General features: G+C 67.9%; 16 protein-coding genes and 1 pseudogene. 5 read left to right on the top strand and 12 right to left on the bottom strand.

Annotation, left to right across the window (positions count from 1 at the left end):
- Nucleotides 1-59: 59 nt before the first annotated feature.
- From ACODTJ_RS06080 to ACODTJ_RS06040, 9 genes and pseudogenes are all read right to left on the bottom strand, one after another.
- On the bottom strand, nt 60-1271 hold the full coding sequence (locus tag ACODTJ_RS06080) for a molybdopterin molybdotransferase MoeA (RefSeq protein WP_454657081.1): 1212 nt from the start codon (nt 1269-1271) through the stop codon (nt 60-62).
- Nucleotides 1271-1753: a cyclic pyranopterin monophosphate synthase MoaC gene (gene moaC / locus ACODTJ_RS06075; protein ID WP_454657080.1), complete on the bottom strand. Its 483-nt coding sequence runs from the start codon at nt 1751-1753 to the stop codon at nt 1271-1273. The genes ACODTJ_RS06080 and moaC overlap by 1 nt, the downstream gene beginning before the upstream one ends.
- Nucleotides 1750-2556 (bottom strand): indole-3-glycerol phosphate synthase TrpC, encoded by an 807-nt coding sequence (gene trpC, locus ACODTJ_RS06070; RefSeq protein ID WP_454657079.1) that lies wholly within the window; start codon nt 2554-2556, stop codon nt 1750-1752. Before trpC ends, moaC begins: the two co-directional genes overlap by 4 nt.
- Before the next feature lie 7 nt (nt 2557-2563).
- A complete protein-coding gene (gene trpD, locus ACODTJ_RS06065) occupies nt 2564-3577 on the bottom strand; it encodes an anthranilate phosphoribosyltransferase (RefSeq protein ID WP_454657078.1) in 1014 nt (337 codons plus the stop codon).
- A gap of 15 nt (nt 3578-3592) precedes the next feature.
- Nucleotides 3593-4210 carry an anthranilate synthase component II gene (locus ACODTJ_RS06060; protein ID WP_454657077.1) on the bottom strand — a complete coding sequence of 206 codons (618 nt, stop codon included), beginning with the start codon at nt 4208-4210 and terminating at the stop codon, nt 3593-3595.
- Nucleotides 4211-4414: 204 nt separating this feature from the next.
- On the bottom strand, nt 4415-5926 hold the full coding sequence (locus tag ACODTJ_RS06055; protein ID WP_454657076.1) for a helicase HerA domain-containing protein: 1512 nt from the start codon (nt 5924-5926) through the stop codon (nt 4415-4417).
- 112 nt (nt 5927-6038) lie between these two features.
- A pseudogene (locus ACODTJ_RS06050) lies at nt 6039-6179 on the bottom strand (YARHG domain-containing protein); the annotation flags it as partial.
- Between the two features lie 22 nt (nt 6180-6201).
- Nucleotides 6202-7236: an AMP-binding protein gene (locus ACODTJ_RS06045; protein WP_454657075.1), complete on the bottom strand. Its 1035-nt coding sequence runs from the start codon at nt 7234-7236 to the stop codon at nt 6202-6204.
- A gap of 9 nt (nt 7237-7245) precedes the next feature.
- On the bottom strand, nt 7246-9096 hold the full coding sequence (locus tag ACODTJ_RS06040; protein ID WP_454659000.1) for an extracellular solute-binding protein: 1851 nt from the start codon (nt 9094-9096) through the stop codon (nt 7246-7248).
- Nucleotides 9097-9337: 241 nt separating this feature from the next.
- On the opposite strand from ACODTJ_RS06040, the gene ACODTJ_RS06035 reads away from it, so the two are divergent.
- Complete coding sequence (locus tag ACODTJ_RS06035; protein WP_454657074.1) at nt 9338-10099, top strand: invasion associated locus B family protein; 762 nt, start codon at nt 9338-9340, stop codon at nt 10097-10099.
- Nucleotides 10100-10369: 270 nt separating this feature from the next.
- Here ACODTJ_RS06035 and hspQ read toward each other — a convergent pair whose 3' ends face one another.
- Both hspQ and ACODTJ_RS06025 read right to left on the bottom strand, forming a co-directional pair.
- On the bottom strand, nt 10370-10699 hold the full coding sequence (gene hspQ, locus ACODTJ_RS06030; RefSeq protein ID WP_454657073.1) for a heat shock protein HspQ: 330 nt from the start codon (nt 10697-10699) through the stop codon (nt 10370-10372).
- A 111-nt stretch (nt 10700-10810) separates the two neighbouring features.
- Nucleotides 10811-11860, bottom strand: a complete 1050-nt coding sequence (locus ACODTJ_RS06025; protein ID WP_454657072.1) for an HpcH/HpaI aldolase/citrate lyase family protein — start codon at nt 11858-11860, stop codon at nt 10811-10813.
- A gap of 273 nt (nt 11861-12133) precedes the next feature.
- On the opposite strand from ACODTJ_RS06025, the gene ACODTJ_RS06020 reads away from it, so the two are divergent.
- Together ACODTJ_RS06020 and ACODTJ_RS06015 are read left to right on the top strand one after the other, a co-directional pair.
- Complete coding sequence (locus ACODTJ_RS06020; RefSeq protein WP_454657071.1) at nt 12134-13105, top strand: AEC family transporter; 972 nt, start codon at nt 12134-12136, stop codon at nt 13103-13105.
- A 180-nt stretch (nt 13106-13285) separates the two neighbouring features.
- Entirely contained in the window at nt 13286-14407 is a 1122-nt protein-coding gene (locus ACODTJ_RS06015; RefSeq protein ID WP_454657070.1) for a CaiB/BaiF CoA transferase family protein, read from the top strand.
- Between the two features lie 174 nt (nt 14408-14581).
- Here the strand turns inward: ACODTJ_RS06015 and ACODTJ_RS06010 are convergent, their stop codons facing one another.
- A complete protein-coding gene (locus ACODTJ_RS06010) occupies nt 14582-15757 on the bottom strand; it encodes a UbiH/UbiF family hydroxylase (RefSeq protein WP_454657069.1) in 1176 nt (391 codons plus the stop codon).
- Between the two features lie 134 nt (nt 15758-15891).
- Here ACODTJ_RS06010 and ACODTJ_RS06005 point away from each other — a divergent pair, with 134 nt between their 5' ends.
- Together ACODTJ_RS06005 and ACODTJ_RS06000 are read left to right on the top strand one after the other, a co-directional pair.
- Nucleotides 15892-16866 (top strand): quinone oxidoreductase family protein, encoded by a 975-nt coding sequence (locus tag ACODTJ_RS06005; protein WP_454657068.1) that lies wholly within the window; start codon nt 15892-15894, stop codon nt 16864-16866.
- 147 nt (nt 16867-17013) lie between these two features.
- Nucleotides 17014-17394: a hypothetical protein gene (locus tag ACODTJ_RS06000; RefSeq protein ID WP_488847863.1), complete on the top strand. Its 381-nt coding sequence runs from the start codon at nt 17014-17016 to the stop codon at nt 17392-17394.
- Nucleotides 17395-17397: the final 3 nt, after the last annotated feature.

Here is a 17397-nt window from a genome sequence, read left to right as displayed (position 1 = left end):
CCGGGTCTGCGCTTCGCTTGCCCGGAATGACGTCGCGGGGGCAATAAAGAGCGCGCGCTCTACCGCAACGGCAGGATACGGCAGGAATCGCCCTTCTTCGCGGCAGCGGCATGGGCAGGCCGAATCGTCAGGGCCTGCGCCCGCGCGAGCGTACCAAGCATCGAGGAATCCTGCCGGTCGAAGGGCGTCGCGACCCAGCCTTCCGGCGTCAGCGTGAGCTCCGAGCGCAGATAGTCCTCGCGCTCGTCATTGCCGGGCATGTCGCGGCCGAGGATGGCGGGAATGCTGCGGTCGCGATCGGCATCGGCAATGCCGAGCAGCGCCTCGATCAAGGGCAGCACGAAGAGATGGCCGCAAACGATCGAGGAGACCGGATTGCCCGGCAGCCCGACCACGACCATCCGGCCGAGCCGCCCGGTCATCATCGGCTTGCCCGGCCGCATCGCGATCTTCCAGAATCCGAGCGTCATGCCGGCCCGCGTCAGCGCTTCCTGCACGAGATCGTGCGCGCCGACCGAGGCGCCGCCGAGCGTGATCAGCACATCGGCATCGGCTGCGCGCGCCCTTGCGATCTTCGCGGCGAGATCGGCATGGTCGTCGCGGGCGATGCCAAGGTCGAGCACGGTGCCGCCGGCCTTCTCGACGAGAGCGGCGAGCGAAAACGAGTTCGAGGCGACGATCTGGTCGCGGCCGACCGGCTCGCCCGGCGCCACCAACTCGTCGCCCGTGGCGAGAATCGCGACGCGCGGCTTCCGCCGGACCGGCAAAGTCGGATGCCCCATCGCGGCGGCGAGGCCGAGTGCCGCACTGTCGAGCACGCGACCGGCCGACAGCAAAACGTCGCCCTCGTGGAAGTCGAGCCCCGCCGCGCGCAGGAATTTGCCCTTGGCAGGCGGCACGCGGACGCGAATGACAGGGCTGTCGACGCCATCGGCATCTTCCTGCATCAGGATCGTGTCGGCGCCGTCAGGCATCGGCGCGCCCGTGAAGATGCGCACGGCTTGTCCCGGGCCGACCGCTCCCTCATAGGCCCGGCCGGCGGCGGATTCGCCGATCACCGAGAGCGAGACGCCTTCCGCCATCTCGTCGCCACGCACGGCATAGCCGTCCATGGCCGAATTGGCGAAGGGCGGCTGGGTCCTGAGCGCCTTGACCTCGCCGGCGAGCACCCGCCAGGCGCATTGCGCCAATGGCAGGGTTTCCGCTCCCGTCGGCTCCGGAATGCTGTCGAGCAGCGCCTTGCGCGCGACGGGGACCGGAGTGAGCGCCATCAGCTAGCATTCGCCTCGTAATCGCCCGACTGGCCGCCAGACTTGTGCAGCAGCCGGATGTTCTCGATCCGCATCGCCCGGTCGACGGCCTTGACCATGTCGTAGACGGTAAGACAGGCGACGGAGACGGCGGTCAGCGCCTCCATCTCGACGCCGGTCTGGCCCTTCATCTTGACCTCGGCGCGCACGCGCACGCCCGGCAGGGCCTCGTCGATCGCGAGGTCGACGGCGATCTTGCTGAGCAGCAGCGGGTGGCAGAGCGGGATCAGTTCATGCGTGCGCTTCGCCGCCATGATGCCGGCGAGGCGTGCGGTGCCGAGCACGTCGCCCTTCTTGGCGTTGCCGTCGCGCACGATCGCGATCGTCTCCGGCGCCATGACGACCTGGCCTTCGGCGATCGCCATGCGGGTCGTCTCGGCCTTGCCGCCGACATCGACCATATGCGCCTGGCCTTGCGCGTCGAGATGGCTGAGCCGGCTCACGCCGCGACGGCCTTGCCGGTCAGCAGCGCCTGCGTTGCGGCGGTGACGTCGGCCTGTCGCATCAGGCTTTCGCCGACGAGGAAGCTGTTGACGCCGATCCGGTTGAGCCGGGCAATGTCGGCATGCGTGAAGATGCCGCTCTCGCTGATGACGATACGGTCGGCCGGCACGCGCGGCGCCAGCCGCTCGGTCACGGCGAGATCGACATTGAAGCTGCGCAGATCGCGGTTGTTGATGCCGAGCATCCGGCTTTCGAGCTTGAGCGCCCGGTCGAGCTCGGCATCGTCATGGACCTCGACGAGGACGTCCATGCCGAGCTCGCGCGCGGTCTCGTTCAGGGCGCTCGCGGTAGCGTCGTCGACACTGGCCATGATGATCAGGATGCAGTCGGCGCCCCAGGCGCGGGCCTCGTAGACCTGATAGGGCTCGTAGAGGAAATCCTTGCGCAAGGCCGGCAGGCCGGCGGCCTCGCGCGCCGCGGTCAGGAATTCCGGCTGGCCCTGGAAGGATGGCGCGTCGGTCAGGACGGAGAGGCAGGCCGCGCCGCCGGCCGCATAGGCGCGGGCGAGCGAAGGCGGGTCGAAATCGGCCCGGATCAGGCCCTTGGACGGGCTCGCCTTCTTGATTTCGGCGATCAGCGCGGGCGTCCCCAGTGCGAGCTTGCCTGCCAGCGCATCGGCGAAGCCGCGCGGCTTGGAGGCGGCGCGCGCCCGGCGTTCGATTTCGGCCTGCGGGACGGCGGCTTTCGCAGCCGCGATCTCCTGGCGCTTATAGGCTTCGATCTTCGCGAGGATATCGGTCATGCCGGCCTCACGCGTTCGAGGCTTTGACGAGCGCGGCGAGCGTCGCCTTGGCCTTGCCGGAATCGAGCGCGGCCGTCGCCTGGGCGAAGCCGTCCTTCAGGTCCGTCGCCTTGCCGGCGACGAGCAGCGCCGCTGCCGCATTGAAAGCGGCGATATCGCGGAAGCCGGTCTTGTCGCCTGCGAGCACGGCGTTGAGCGCCGCCGCATTCTCCTCCGGCGTGCCGCCGCGCAGAACTTCGGGCTTGGCGGGCTCAAGGCCGACATCGGCCGGGCTGATCGAAAAACTCTCGATCTTGCCGTTCTCCAGCGAGACGACACGGGTCGGCCCCGTCGTGGTGATCTCGTCGAGCCCGTCCGAGCCGTGCACGGCCCAGACGCGGGTCGACCCCAGGGAAGCGAGCACCTTGACCATTGGCTCCAGCCAGGTCTCGGAGAAGGCGCCGATGAGCTGGCGCTTGACGCCGGCCGGGTTGGAGAGCGGGCCGAGCAGGTTGAAGATCGTGCGCGTGCCGAGCTCGGTGCGCACCGGCGCGACATGGCGCATCGAGGCGTGATGCGTCGGCGCGAACATGAAGCCGACGCCGGCCTCGCGGATGCAATGCTCGGTCGCGGCCGGATCGAGCCCGACCTTGACGCCGAGCGCGGTCAGCACGTCCGCCGCGCCGGAGCGCGAGGAGGCCGCGCGGTTGCCATGCTTGGCGACCGGCACGCCGCAGGCGGCGGTGATGATCGAGGCCAGCGTCGAGACATTGTAGGAGCCGGAGGAATCGCCGCCGGTGCCGACGATGTCGATCGCCTCGGGCGGCGCCTTCACCGGCAGCATCTTGCCGCGCATGGCGCCGACGGCACCGGCGATCTCGTCGATCGTCTCGCCGCGCACGCGCAGCGCCATCAGGAAGGCGGCTGATTGGGCGTTCGTCACTTCGCCCGAGAGGATGGTGTCGAAGGCGTCGCGCGCTTCCTCGCGGGAGAGCGTCGCGCCGGTCGCGACCTTGGCGATGAAGGGTTTGAAATCGTCCATGGGAACTCTGCGGAATCAGGCTGAAAGGGTCAGGGCGGAGGCTTCGCGTTCGCTCTGCCATCGCTCCGCGAGATCGAGGAAATTCCGCAGGATCGTCGCGCCATGCTCGGAGGCGATGCTCTCCGGATGGAACTGGACGCCGTGGACCGGCAGCTCCCGGTGCGAGAGCGCCATGATCAGGCCGTCATCGCTCTCCGCCTCGATCTCGAAGACATCCGGGCAGGAGGCGCGCTCGACCACGAGCGAGTGATAGCGCGTCGCCTGCAGCGGGCCGTTGATGCCGCGGAACAGGCCGCGCGCCCGGTGGCGGATCGACGAGACCTTGCCATGCATCGGCAGCGGCGCGCGCACGACATGGCCGCCGAAGGCCTGGCCCATCGCCTGCAGGCCGAGGCAGACGCCGAAGATCGGCTTCTTGCCCGCGCCTTCGCGGATGACGTCCAGACAGATTCCGGCCTCGTTGGGCGTACAGGGGCCGGGCGAGAGCACGATCGCGTCGTGATCGCCGGCAAGCGCTTCCTCGGCGGTGAGCGCGTCGTTACGCCAGACATCGACCTCGGCTCCCAGCCCACCGATGAGATGGACCAGGTTCCAGGTGAAGCTGTCGTAGTTGTCGATCAACAGAACGCGCATGGCCGAACCCGTGAATGCGGGTTGAGGTCATGCACGCTCTGAGGCGGGCTGGTCAAGTTTCGCGGGGGAGAAGGACCCCGCGGAAGCGCTGATACGTCATTGCGAGGAGCGAAGCGACGAAGCAATCCAGGGGGACCGGGTCGAACGCTCCAGCCCAGTCCCCCTGGATTGCTTCGCTACGCTCGCAATGACGGTGGATACGTCTCACCCCCGCACGCTGCGCGGCATGCCGGCCGTGCGCGGCTGGGCCAGTCCCGGCGCGGTCTCGACGCCGAGCGCCGGCAGCGCCAGTGTGCGCTGGCCGCGGAAATCGACATGGCAGACGATCAGCCCGCGCTCCTCGATATAGCTGAGCACGCGCCGCGCGCGGCTCGGCGAAGCGCTGCCATAGACCTCCGCGAGCTCGGCATCGCTGGGGCAGGGGCGGCCTTCGATCGCGGTGCGGGCGATGTAGAGGAACAGCCCTTGCAGGTCTTCCGGCAAGGTGCCTGATGACGCGACGGCGGTCTGCCAGCCTTCGCTCGTCGCGATGCTGTCGCTGACGCCGGCGCGCGCCACCGCAAGCCGGCGGCGGAACTCCTCCAGGCTCAGATGCGTGCGGCCGAGCCGGCGCATCCGGCAGCGCACGGTGAAATCCTGATAGAGCACGGCGACCTGCCGCGAGCGCGCTTCGGGATCGCCCATCAACTCGCGCAGGATCTCGACCATGATCGCCTCGCGCTCTTCCGGCTCCAGCTCGATCTCGGGCTCGGGTTCCGGCTGCGGGGCAGGGCGATAATTCTCGATCCGGCGCAGCACCTCGGTCGGATCGGGCCGCGGGCGCGGCGCGGGGCGGGCAGGGCGGGCCAGCGGAAGCGGCTCGTCCTCGCCGCGCGTGAAGATCAGCTTGCCGGCGTCCTCCGGTGCCTGCTCCGGGAGCGGCATCAATCCCGGCGCGCTGCCGCGATCAACCGAGGAGACTGTGCCGATCCGGATCGGCAGCGGGCGCTTCGACAGGGCAGGGCCGAGCGCGACGAACTGGCCGCGTTCAAGGTCGCGGAACATCTCGGCCTGGCGGCGGTCCATGCCGAGCAGGTCGGCGGCGCGCTGCATGTCGATATCGAGGAAGGTGCGGCCCATCAGGAAGTTCGAGGCTTCTGCCGCGACGTTCTTGGCGAGCTTGGCGAGGCGCTGCGTCGCGATCACGCCGGCCAGCCCGCGTTTGCGACCGCGGCACATCAGGTTGGTCATGGCGCCGAGCGAGAGGCGGCGCGCCTCGTCCGAGGCCTCGCCCGCCATGACGGGGGCGAAGAGCTGGGCTTCGTCGACCACGATCAGCATCGGAAACCAGAGCGAGCGGTCGACATCGAAGAGCCCGCCGAGGAAGGCGGCGGTGGCGCGCAACTGCTCGTCGGCTTCGAGATTCTCGAGATTCAGCACCACCGAGACGCGGTGTTGGCGCACGCGCAGCGCCACGCGCTGCAGTTCGGCCTCGCCGCATTCGGCATCGACCACGACATGGCCGAACTGGTCGGCGAGCGAGACGAAATCGCCCTCGGGATCGATGATTGCCTGCTGCACCAATGGCGCGCTCTGCTCCAGCAAGCGGCGTAGCAGATGCGACTTGCCCGAGCCGGAATTGCCCTGCACCAGCAGGCGCGTCGCCAGCAATTCGGCGAGATCGATCAGACCGGGCTCGCCGGTCCTTGTCGTTCCCATCTCGATTGCGGTGGTCATGCGGGCGATGAATCGTCGGGTTGGGTCGGGCGCGGACTTGCGGCCGGCGCTTCTAGCACGGCCTTCCCTTCGCTGGACGCAGGGCAGCCCTGCCTTCCACAGGCAATCGGTTTCAGCGCGGGCAGCGCAAGGCGCGCTCCTGCCGGAGGATGTCGGCGATCGCCCGGTGGTCATTGGCCGAGAGCGGCAGGTCCTCGACGTTGTCGTACTGGCAGCCGGCATTGCCGAAGGCCGCGATCGCGCGCTTGGTGCGGAAGCAATAGCCCTAAGGGGCGTCAGGCGACCGAAGATCCCTGCCGCTTGCTCACCGTGACGTCCCCGGCCGAATGGGCCTCGATATCGACGATCGCCACATCTGGCCGGTCGATCGCCGGAAGGCCGCGTGGCTCATTGGCCCGGTGGACGAAGACGAGGCTCGCCAGCGCCGGATGCCCGGCGAGCCGAGAATGCGCCAGCGCCGGCTCCATGGCGCCGGGCAGCACCAGATGGACGCTGCGCCCGCCTTCGAGACAGGCTTGTAGGTCGCCGAGGCTGAACAGGCCGAGCGGCAGGAGTTCGAGTCCGCTGAGCATCGCCACGCCCGGTCCGCTTGCCAGCGCGGCAAGGTCGCCGCCGACCAGCGTCGTCACGATCCGCGACGAGACAGTCGGCTTCAGTACACGCGAGATCTCGAGCGCCTTGCCGAGCAATTCCCGCTCCGGCAACACGATTGGCCCCTGCAGCGACACGCCGTCGGCGATCTGCAGCACCGGCCGGTCGGTAAGCTGCGGCAGCGGATGCAGCGTCGGGCTGGCCATCAGCATGTCGAGCGGAGCGACGCCGTCCGGCACGTCCGGACCGAAGCCGCCGACGAAGCGTGTCCCGAAGGCCCGCATGGCGAGATTGCGCAGCATGAGCAAAGGCCGCAGCGGCCCGACCCGGCTGACGCCGAGCGCCATCACCGCGCCGGAAGCCTCGATCAGCTTGAGCAGTTCGAGCTCGTTGCCGTGCAAGGGCAGCATCAGGGGCGACAGGCCCGCACGCAGGCTCGCCAGGATCGAGACTATCGCCTCCGGCCCCAGCGGCGCCAGGATCGCGACACTTGCGCCCGGCGTGCCCTTGTTGATGGCGAGCAGGCGCGCCAGCCGGTCGATGCGTTCGTCTAGGTCGAGGAAATTGACCGAGCCCGGCGTGACGTCGCTCCAGCCGCGCCGGCCTGGCGGATCGCGCAAAGCCGCGTCGTAGCCGCGATTGCGGGTCAGGGCTGCGAGCAGGGTGTCGAGATCGAGACCGTCGAGCAAGGCTGAGGCTTCGTCCTGTTCCGCCCGCATCGGCACGTCCTAGTTCGCCGGGGCTGCCGCCGGGAGGCGGGCCAGCAGCTCGTTGGAGAGGAAATAGGCCGGCTGCCGCCCCGCCAGCACGACGCCACGCGCGAAGGCGATCCAGGTGTCGGGCAGGTAATAGAGCGGCACGACGTAGAAGCCGGAGATCAGCAAGCGGTCGAGCGCCCGCACCGCTGCGACGAAATCCTCGCGCTCGCGGGCGCCGAGCAGGGCCTGCAGCACGACGTCCACGGCGGGCGATTTCACGCCGGCATAGTTCAGCGAGCCGTTGCGGGCGGCATTGGCCGAGCCCCAGCGCCCGATCTGCTCGTTGCCCGGCGAGGCCGAGGCCGGCCAGGTCCACTGGATCATGTCGAAATCGTAGGCCGACAGGCGCCGCCAATACTGCACGTCGTCGATCAGTCGCACGGAGACCGCGATGCCGAGCCGGGCAAGCGATTGCGCATAGTTGAGCGCAAGCCGCTCCTGCGGCCTGCTGGTGACGGTGATCTCGAAGGCGAAGGGCTCAGCCCTGCCGTTGCGCAGCACGCCGTCCTGGAGCGCGTAGCCGGCGGCCTTGAGCAGGCCGAGCGCCTTGCGCGCCTGCTCGCGGTCGCGGCCGGAGCCGTCGGTCTCCGAGGGGCGCCAGCTTCCGGCGAGGATGTCCTCGCGCACGGCGCCCGGAAAAGCGGCGAGCAGCGCCTTCTCCTGGCCATCGGCGGCAACGCCGAGCGCCGAGAGGTCCGAATCGGAGAAGAAGCTGCCGGCCCGGCGATAGACGCCATGGAACAGGTTGCGGTTGACCCATTCGAAGTCGAACAGCAGGCCCAGCGCCTCGCGCACCCTGACATCGGCGAAGACCGGCCGGCGCGTGTTGAAGACGAGACCGGTCATGCCCTTGGGCGTGTCGAAATGCAGGGTTTCCTGCCGGATGCGCCCGTCATGCACGGCCGGCACGTCGTAGCCGGTCATCCAACGCGTCGGATCGCCCTCGATGCGGACATCGTAGAGCCCGGCCTTGAACGCCTCGAACAGCGCGTTCGAGTCCCGGTAGAAATCGTAGCGGATCTCGTCGGCATTATAGAGCCCGCGCGTGAGCGGATGATCCTCGGCCCAGAAATCCTTGCGCCGCCGCAGCACGAGCGATTCGCCGGGACGGACCTCCTCGACGGCATAGGGGCCGGAGCCGAGCGCCGGCTTGAAGCTGGTTTCCCCGAAAGTCTCGGCATTGGTCGCGTGCTTCGCGAAGATCGGCATCGCGCCGATCACCAGTGGCAATTCGCGATTGGAGCCGTCGCCGAGCGCGAATTCGACGCGCCGGGGCGAGGGCGCCGCGACCCTGGTCACGCGGCCGAGGCTGGAGCGATGGAACGGCTTGCCCTTCGCCTTCAGCATCTCGAAGGTGAAGATCACGTCCTCGGCCGTGACCGGCCTGCCGTCCGAAAAGCGCGCGCGCTCGTCGATCTCGAAGGCGAGCTGCTTGCGGTCGGCATCGAGCGAAACGCCGGAGGCGAGCAGGCCATAGGCCGTGAAAGGCTCGTCCGCCGAGCGGTAGAGCAGGCTCTGCTGGACATATTTGGGCACGGCATCGGGCGCGACGCCGAGCACGACGAGGGGATTGAGGCTGTCGAAGGTGCCCTGGATGCCCATGACGATGCGCCCGCCCTTGGGCGCCTTGGGGTCGGCATAGGGCAGATGCGCGAAGCCGGGCGGCAGGGCCGGCTGGCCATGCATCGCGATGGCATGCCGCAGCGGGCCCGAATCGGCCAACGCCTCGCGGCCGCGCGCCAGGACGGCGAACGGGGCCAAAGCCAGTAGAAGAGTAACCCCGCGGCGGCTCACCGCCTGGGGCAATTGAAGAAATTCCATCACGCGACCTGATTCCCTGCGCAAGAATAGCATGGGAGCAGCAGGGTCACGCAGCTATTCGGGCTGGAATCCTCGGGGCGAACTCGCTAAAGGCGAGGGCAAGGTGTCATTCAAACGCCTCAATCAGCCTTGATGTGCACGGCTTGCGATGGCCTGCGCCCCATGCGATTGGGCCATCAGCGGTGACGCGCGCGGCTTGCGAAGTCGTGATCCCGAATTCGCTTGGTAAGGAAAGACAAGAATGTCCGCTTCGTATCGCCTGTCATCTCGTGCGCTTGGCCTCGTGCTCAGCACGGCCATCGGCTTTGCGCCCGTCGCGGGCTTCGCCCAGGCTCCGGCGCAGCGCCCGGCGACGCCGACCCGCCCGGCTGCGCCGGCCCAGCAGCCTGCCGCTCCCGCCCAGCCCGGCGCAGCCGCCGGCCCGACCGTCGTCCAGGTCAAGCCCGAGCCTTCGCAGACGAGCTGGACCAAGGTCTGCGGCAAGGACCAGGGCGCCAACAAGGAAATCTGCTACACCACCCGTGACTTCGTCTCGGACCAGGGCCAGCCGGTGCTCGCCGTCGCGGTCTATGACGTCAAGGGCGACGCCAACAAGATCGTGCGCTTCCTGATGCCGCTCGGCCTGCTTCTGCAGCCCGGCATCCGCTTCGGCGTCGATAATGCGCAGCCGACCGGCGGCCGCTATGCCATCTGCTTCCCGAACGGCTGCTTCGCCGAGGCGCAGGTCAAGGACGACTTCATCAATGCGATGCGGAAGGGCACCAACCTGAACGTCAGCGTCCAGAACCAGGGCGCCCGCGAGCTGACCTTCACCATCCCGCTGGCCGATTTCGCCAAGGGCTTCGACGGCGCCGCGATCGATCCGAAGGTGCTCGAGGACCAGCAGAAGCAGCTCCAGGACGAGCTCGCCAAGCGCCAGGAAGAGCTGCGCCAGCGCCTCGGCGCCGGCGGCGCTGCCGCTCCGGCTCCGGGCGCCGCGCCCGCGACCCCGCCGAAGCCCTGAGCGACGGCGCGACCGCCTGAAACAGAAAAGGCCGGTCCCTCGCGGGGCCGGCCTTTTTCTTTGGGACAGCCAGGGTCTGTGGACGGTTGCCGGATGATTCTGGTCAGCCCTTTGTCATTCCGGGGCTTCGCGCAGCGAAGAGCCCGGAATCCGCGACCGGGTGGGCCACTCGCAACCGAACACTTGATGTTCCGCCCAGTCGTGGGTTCCGGGTTCGCGCCTGCGGCGCGCCCCGGAATGACAATCTTGGGTTACGAAAGACCGCCGAGCTCAGTTCAGATCGGCGCGGTCCAGCTTGTAGCGGCCCTTGCGGTCGCGGCGGAAGAATTCCTTGGCGCGGGGATGGCGCACGGGCGCGCCGGAATCGTCGTCGACGAGGTTCTGCTCGGAGACATAGGCGACATATTCGGCCTCCTCGTTCTCGGCGAAGAGGTGGTAGAAGGGCTGGTCCTTCGACGGGCGCATGGCTTCCGGAATCGCCATCCACCACTCCTCGGTGTTCGAGAAGACCGGGTCGACGTCGAAGATCACGCCACGGAACGGGTAGATGCGGTGCTTCACCACCTGCCCGATCCTGAACTTGGCCGAACGCGCTTCCATGACAGATCCATCTTGCGCCGGCCGATGCACCGCCGGCTTAGGTCTTGCCGCCTTGCTTAAGCAATGCGTCCTAAATGCGTCGAAATCAATCGATTGAGACCGTTTGTCCCATCACATTCCGTAGCGCTGCGCCATATCCGGGTCCCGTGCGGCGACCTGGGCGGCGAGGTCTACGATCACCTTCGCCTGCTTCCAGGTGGCGTCGTCCTGCATCTTGCCGTCGATCATCACGGCGCCGGAGCCGTCCGGCATCGCCTCCAGAATCCGCTTGGCGAAGCCGACCTCGGCCGGGTCGGGGCTGAAGACGCGCTTGGCGATCCCGATCTGCGAGGGGTGCAGCGTCCAGGCCCCGGCACAACCGAGCAGGAAGGCGTTGCGGAACTGCGCCTCGCAGGCCGCCTCGTCGGCGAAATCGCCGAAGGGGCCGTAGAACGGCTTGATTCCGGCCGAGGCGCAGGCATCGACCATCTTGGCGAGCGTGTAGTGCCAGAGATCCTGCTGCGCCACGGCGCGAGATCCGCCATCGGGGGAGGGGTCGGCGATCACCTTGTACTCGGGATGCCCGCCGCCGACGCGGGTGGTCTTCATGGCGCGCGAGGCGGCGAGATCGGCCGGGCCGAGGCTCATGCCGTGCATGCGCGGCGAGGCGGTGGCGATCGCCTCGACATTCTTGACGCCTTCGGCCGTCTCCAGGATGGCGTGGATCAGGATCGGCTTGCTCAAGAGGTGGCGCGCCTCGAACTGGGCAAGGAGTTGGTCGACATAGTGGATGTCCCAGGGCCCCTCGACCTTCGGCACCATGACCACATCGAGCTTGCCGCCGATCTCGCCCATGATCGCGGTGATATCGTCGAGGAACCACGGCGAATTCAGTGCATTGACGCGTGTCCACAGGCCGGTCTTGCCGAAATCGACCGCCTTGCCCATGGTGATGAAGCCGTCGCGTGCCGCCTGCTTGGCCTCGACCGGGATCGCATCCTCGAGATTGCCGAGCACGATATCGACCTGTCCGGCGAGCTCGCCGACCTTGGCACGGACCTTCTCCAGATGCGGCGGAACGAAATGGATCATCCGCTCGAGCCGCAGCGGCAATTCGCGGAAAGGCTCAGGCGCGCCGATCGCGAGCGGGCGGAAGAACTGGCGCGGCGTCCTGGTCGTCATCGGCGGCTCCATGCTGCAATGCAGCGACTGTGGCCGAGACCACACGCGCCGTCCATGGTTCTTTCGGCGGCAGGTAGGCTGGAATGCCTAGGCCATTAATCCTATGGGCGTTGATGGGGAATATTTCCTAGGTATCTCGTCCCTTCGTTGCGCCGAGGGAGGGCAAGCACGCAGCAAAAGCCCTTGCCGCCTCCGAGCCATGCGCTAGATGCAGATGTCTGCCGGGTTCGGGTCGAAAGCGGGCGCCTTCATCGCAGGACGAAAACGCCACCGATGGCCGACCTCCTCAGCATCTTCAATCTGGTCGCGCCGTTCTTCGGGCTGATCCTGCTGGGATTCGCGATCGGCCGTTACAAGCAGTTGCCGGAGGAAGGGCTCGCCTGGCTGCAGTTCTTCCTGATCTATGTCGCGCTGCCGCCACTGTTCTACCGCCTGATCGCCGACAAGCCGCTGAGCGAGCTCGCCAACTGGAAGTTCATCGCCGGCACGACCTTCGCCACCTTCTGTGCTTTCAGCCTGTCGCTGGCGATCGGGTTGAAGGCTGCCAAGGGCGACCTGCCGCAGGCGGTGATGCAAGGCGTCGCCGGGGCCTATTCCAATATCGGCTATATGGGCCCGCCCTTGATCCTGGCGGCGCTGGGGCCCGAGGCGAGCGCGCCGGTCGTCCTGATCTTCGTCTTCGACAGCGTCCTGCTGTTCTCGCTCGTGCCGTTGCTGATGGCGGTTGCCGGCGTCGAGAAGAAGAGCCTGCTCGCCACCGCCGGCGAGGTGGTCTGGCGCGTGCTGACCCATCCGTTCAACGTCGCGACGCTGGCCGGTGTGCTCGCGAGCTATCTCAAGTTCGAACTACCGGTGGCGCTCGACCGGATGGTTTTGTGGCTGTCGCAGGCTGCGGCGCCCTGCGCGCTCTTCCTGCTCGGCGTCACCGTGGCGCTACGCCCGATGAAGCGGATGCCGGCCGGCGTCCCGGCACTGGTCTTCGTCAAGCTCCTGCTGCACCCGCTTTTGGTCTGGGTGCTGCTCTCGGCCGTCGGCGGCATCCCGACAAACTGGATCTACGCCGCGATCATCATGGCGGCGCTGCCGCCGGCGCTGAACATCTTCGTCATCTCGACGCAATACAAGGTCGGGGTCGAGCGCGCCTCGGCCTGTATCCTCGTCGGCACCATCGTCTCGATGGTCACGCTCTCGGGCTTCCTGTGGCTGGTGAAGACGGGCAGGATAGCGGCTGATCTGTTTCATTGAGAGCCTGTTTGGAAAAGCAAGCCCTCATCCTGAGGAGGCCCGCGAGGGCCGCCTCGAAGGATGCTCCAGATGCTTCCGGAGCCTCCTGGAACATCCTTCGAGACGCCCTGTCTGACGACAGGGCTCTTCAGGATGAGGGCTGAGGAACCTTCCAAATCGGCCCGCGCGATAGGAATCCGGATGCTGCCGCTGGACGACCTGCTGGTCCTCGATTTCTCGACGCTCCTGCCCGGCCCTCTGGCGAGCCTCTTCCTCTCCGAGGTCGGCGCGCGCGTCATCAAGATCGAGCGGCCGGGCGGCGAGGACATGCGCGGTTTTCCGCCGCGTTTCGGCGAGACGGCGGCGCCCTTCGCGGTGCTCAATCGCGGCAAGGACTCGGTCGAGCTTGACTTGAAGGCGCCTGACGCGCTCGCACGGCTGACCCCGCTGATCGCGAAGGCGGATATCCTGATCGAGCAGTTCCGGCCGGGCGTGATGGAGCGGCTCGGTTTCGGCCATGAGGCGCTGAAGGCGATCAATCCGCGCCTGATCTATTGCTCGATCAGCGGCTATGGCCAGCATGGCCCGCGGGCGCAGGAGGCCGGGCACGACATCAACTATCAGGCGCTCGGCGGTCTGCTCGGCCAGTCGCTCAAGCGCGGCGAGCCGCCGCCTTTGCCGCCGCCGCTCGTCGCCGACATCGCTGGCGGCACCATGCCGGCGGTGCTCAACATCCTGCTGGCCTTGCGCCAGCGCGACCGGACGGGCCAAGGCTGCCATCTCGACATCGCCATGGCCGATGCGATGCCGACCTTCGCCTGGTATGGGCTGGCACAGGGGCAGGTGACCGGCTCCTTTCCCGATGGCGGCGAGGGCCTGCTGACCGGCGCAAGCCCGCGCTACGGGCTCTATGCCACCGCCGATGGCTGGTTCCTCGCGGTCGGCGCGATCGAACCGAAATTCTGGCAGAGCTTCTGCGAAGGCATCGGCCTCGACGAGAGGCTGCGCGACGACCGCCGCGACCCCGAAGCGACGCGGGCCGGCATCGCCGCCATCATCGCCAGCGAGAGCGCCGCCTATTGGCGCGCGCTGGTCGAGCCGCTCGATTGCTGCTGCACGGTGGTGCGGACGCTGGAGGAGGCGGTCTCCGACCCGCAGATGTCGGCGCGCGGCCTGCTCGATGCGCAGGTCGAGGAGCCCGGTGGCCGGCGCCTCGTCTCGACGCCGTTGCCGCTGGCGCCGGTCTTCCGTGAGCAGGCGGCAGGGTTGCGGAAGGTTGCGGCGAGCGGAGCGGATACACAGAAGGTGCTAGGCAAGGGCTGACGAACGGTTGTCATTCCGGGGCTTCGCGGAGCGAACCCGGAACCCACGACTGGGCGAGCGGCTCGCAACCCGGCGCCGAATGTCTCACCCGGTCGTGGGTTCCGGGTTCGCACCTGCGGTGCGCCCCGGAATGACAATCGTTCGACGTAGTCGTGATCGAATGCCGACCAGCGTCTAACGTGACGCGCCTCCCGCGAGCCCCTGCCGCATCACGAGGCGCCGCAGCGGGCCGATCCGCGACAGTACCAGCAGGCCGGCGCCGCGCATCAGGTCGGCCGGCAGCATGTCGGTCAGCAGCGTGCGGTTGAGCATGTCGACAGCGCCGGTGCGCAGCCGGACATCGGCCTGACGCGCGCCGTCGTAGTCGGCGATGATGCTCGCCGCGCCGGCATCCGTGGCACCTGCCAGTGCCTCGCTCAGTGCCGCGACGTCGCGCAGGCCGAGATTGAGCCCCTGCGCGCCGATCGGCGGGAAGACATGCGCGGCCTCGCCGATCAGCGCCATGCGGCCGGCGCCGAAACGCTCGACCGAAAGTCCGCCCATCGGCACCTTGCCGCGCGGGCCCGAGACCGTCATCGCGCCCAGCAGCGACTGCACCTGTCGCTCGACCCGCAGAGCGAAGGCCGCATCATCGAGCGCGATGAGAGCCGGAGCCTCCTCGGGATCGACGAGCCAGACCAGCGAGGAGCGCCGGCCGGGCAGGGGCACGATCGTGCAGGGGCCTTTGCGCGTGTGGAACTCGGTCGAGGTTTCCCGATGGTCTCGGGCGTGCTCGAAGATCGCGGTCAGCGCGACCTGCGGATAGCGCCAGTCGCGGCTTTCGATGCCGGCCGCCGCGCGCACCTGCGAGTTGCGCCCGTCCGCGCCGACGACGAGCCGGGCCTTCAGCGGTGCGAAGCCTTCGCCGGAAAGGCGCACGCCATCCGCTTCCGGCTCGATGGCCCGGACGAAGCCGGGGATCATGCGCAAGCCGGCCAGCGTATTCGCTTTCTCGGCGAGGAGCGCGGTCAGGTCGGCGTTCTCGATATTCCAGCCGAAGGCCTCGAGCCCGATCTCGGAGGCCCGGAACTCGACCGGCGGCTGGCGGAACAGGCTGCCGCTGTCATCGACGAGGCGCATGACCTCGAGCGGCGCGGCCTTCTCCAGCAAGGCTTCCTGCACGCCGAGCTCGGCCAGCATCCGCCAGGAGCCGTCGAGCAGGGCGACCGTGCGCCCGTCGCGCGGCGTCGCAACCGGGCCGAGCAAGGCGACGCTACGCCCTTCGCGGCTTAGCGCCAGCGCGGCCGCCAAGCCTACGGCGCCGGCGCCCACGATGGCGATATCGACCTGATCGGCAATGTCCGTGCTCATCGCTCTTGGCTAGCCGATGCGCGGCGTCTTGGCCACGGGCCGCAAAGTCGCAAGGTGCGTTCTGCGTTGGGCACGGATGCCTTTCCGGCACGATGAATTATGGTCGGGGCATCCATCCGTAGGAGATGCCTTTCATGGTCAAAGCCATTCGCGCCCACAAGACCGGCGGCCCCGAGGTTCTGCAGTTCGAGGACGTCACCCTGCCGCAGCCGGGTCCCGGCGAAATCCTGATCCGCAATCGGGCGATCGGCCTGAATTTCATCGATACCTATTTCCGCTCCGGCCTTTACCCGGCGCCGCAACTGCCCTTCACGCTGGGCAACGAGAGCGCCGGCGACGTGCTCGCCGTCGGCCCCAATGTCACCGAATTCAAGCCCGGTGACCGCGTCGCGGTGGTCGCAGGCCTCGGCGCCTATGCCGAGGAGCGTATCGTGCCGGCGGCTTCCGTCGTGGCGCTGCCCGAGGGGATTTCCTACGAGGCCGCCGCCAGCATGCTGCTCAAGGGGCTGACGGCCGAATACCTGCTGCACCGGACCTACAAGGTGAAGCCGGGCGACACGATCCTCGTCCATGCCGCGGCCGGCGCGACCGGCCTTATTCTCTGCCAATGGGGCAAGGCGCTCGGCGCGACCGTGATCGGCACCGTCGGCTCGAAGGAGAAGGCCGAACTCGCCAAGGCGCATGGCGCCGATCACGTCATCAACTACCGCGAGGAGGATTTCGCGGCACGGGTGAAGGAGATCACCGGCGGCGCGCTCTGCGATGTGGTCTATGACGGCGTCGGCAAGGACACCTTCATGAAGTCGCTGGACACGCTGAAGCCCTTCGGCCTGCTGGCGAGCTTCGGCAACGCTTCGGGTGCGGTCGAGGCCTTCAATCTCGGCATCCTCGCGGCCAAGGGCTCGCTCTATGTCACCCGTCCGACGCTCAACACCCACACGGCCAAGCGCGAGACCATGATCGCGATGGCGAAGAATCTGTTCGAAGCTGTGACGAGCGGCAAGGTCAAGGTGCCGGTCAACGCGACCTTCCCGTTGAAGGATGCGGCCGACGCGCACCGCCTGCTGGAGTCGCGCGGCACCACGGGCTCGACGGTGCTGATTCCCTGAGCTCGCTTTCCAAAGCTCGTCATATCCGGGCTTGAGCGGCATGACGTCGAACGACATTCACGCGATGCGCCCGGGCTCCCGGGCGCATTTTTTGTGGGTTCGTGAACCTGCAGGCATGGCGCCGCGACGAATGGGTATCAGCAGGAGATGCTGACAACCCTTCGAGGTGACGTCATGGCCAACAGGTTTCAGATCGTCGGTTTTCTCTTTGCGACCCTCACCCTCTCGGGCGTCGCCCTGGCTCAGCAGGGTGGAGGCAACGGCAACGGCGGCGGCGGTAGCGACAGCTCTGGTGGGCAGAACGACAACTCCGTCTTCGCCATTCGCCTGCAGGATCACGAGCGTATGCAGGCCCGGGGCGCGGCCAAGGCCGGCGGAGCCAACTGCACGACCTACGCCTGCAACGAACCGCCTCGCCGCGAGCCGCCCCCTCCGGTCGTGACCGCCGAAAGCTGTGGCGACAATCTCCACAGCGTGCGTGACCGCAACGGCCGCGTCATCCGCCGGATCTGCGAGTTCAGGAACTGACGA

This window comes from Allobosea sp. FG18, from assembly GCF_057809495.1.
This window is presented reverse-complemented; position numbering and strand designations above follow the sequence as displayed.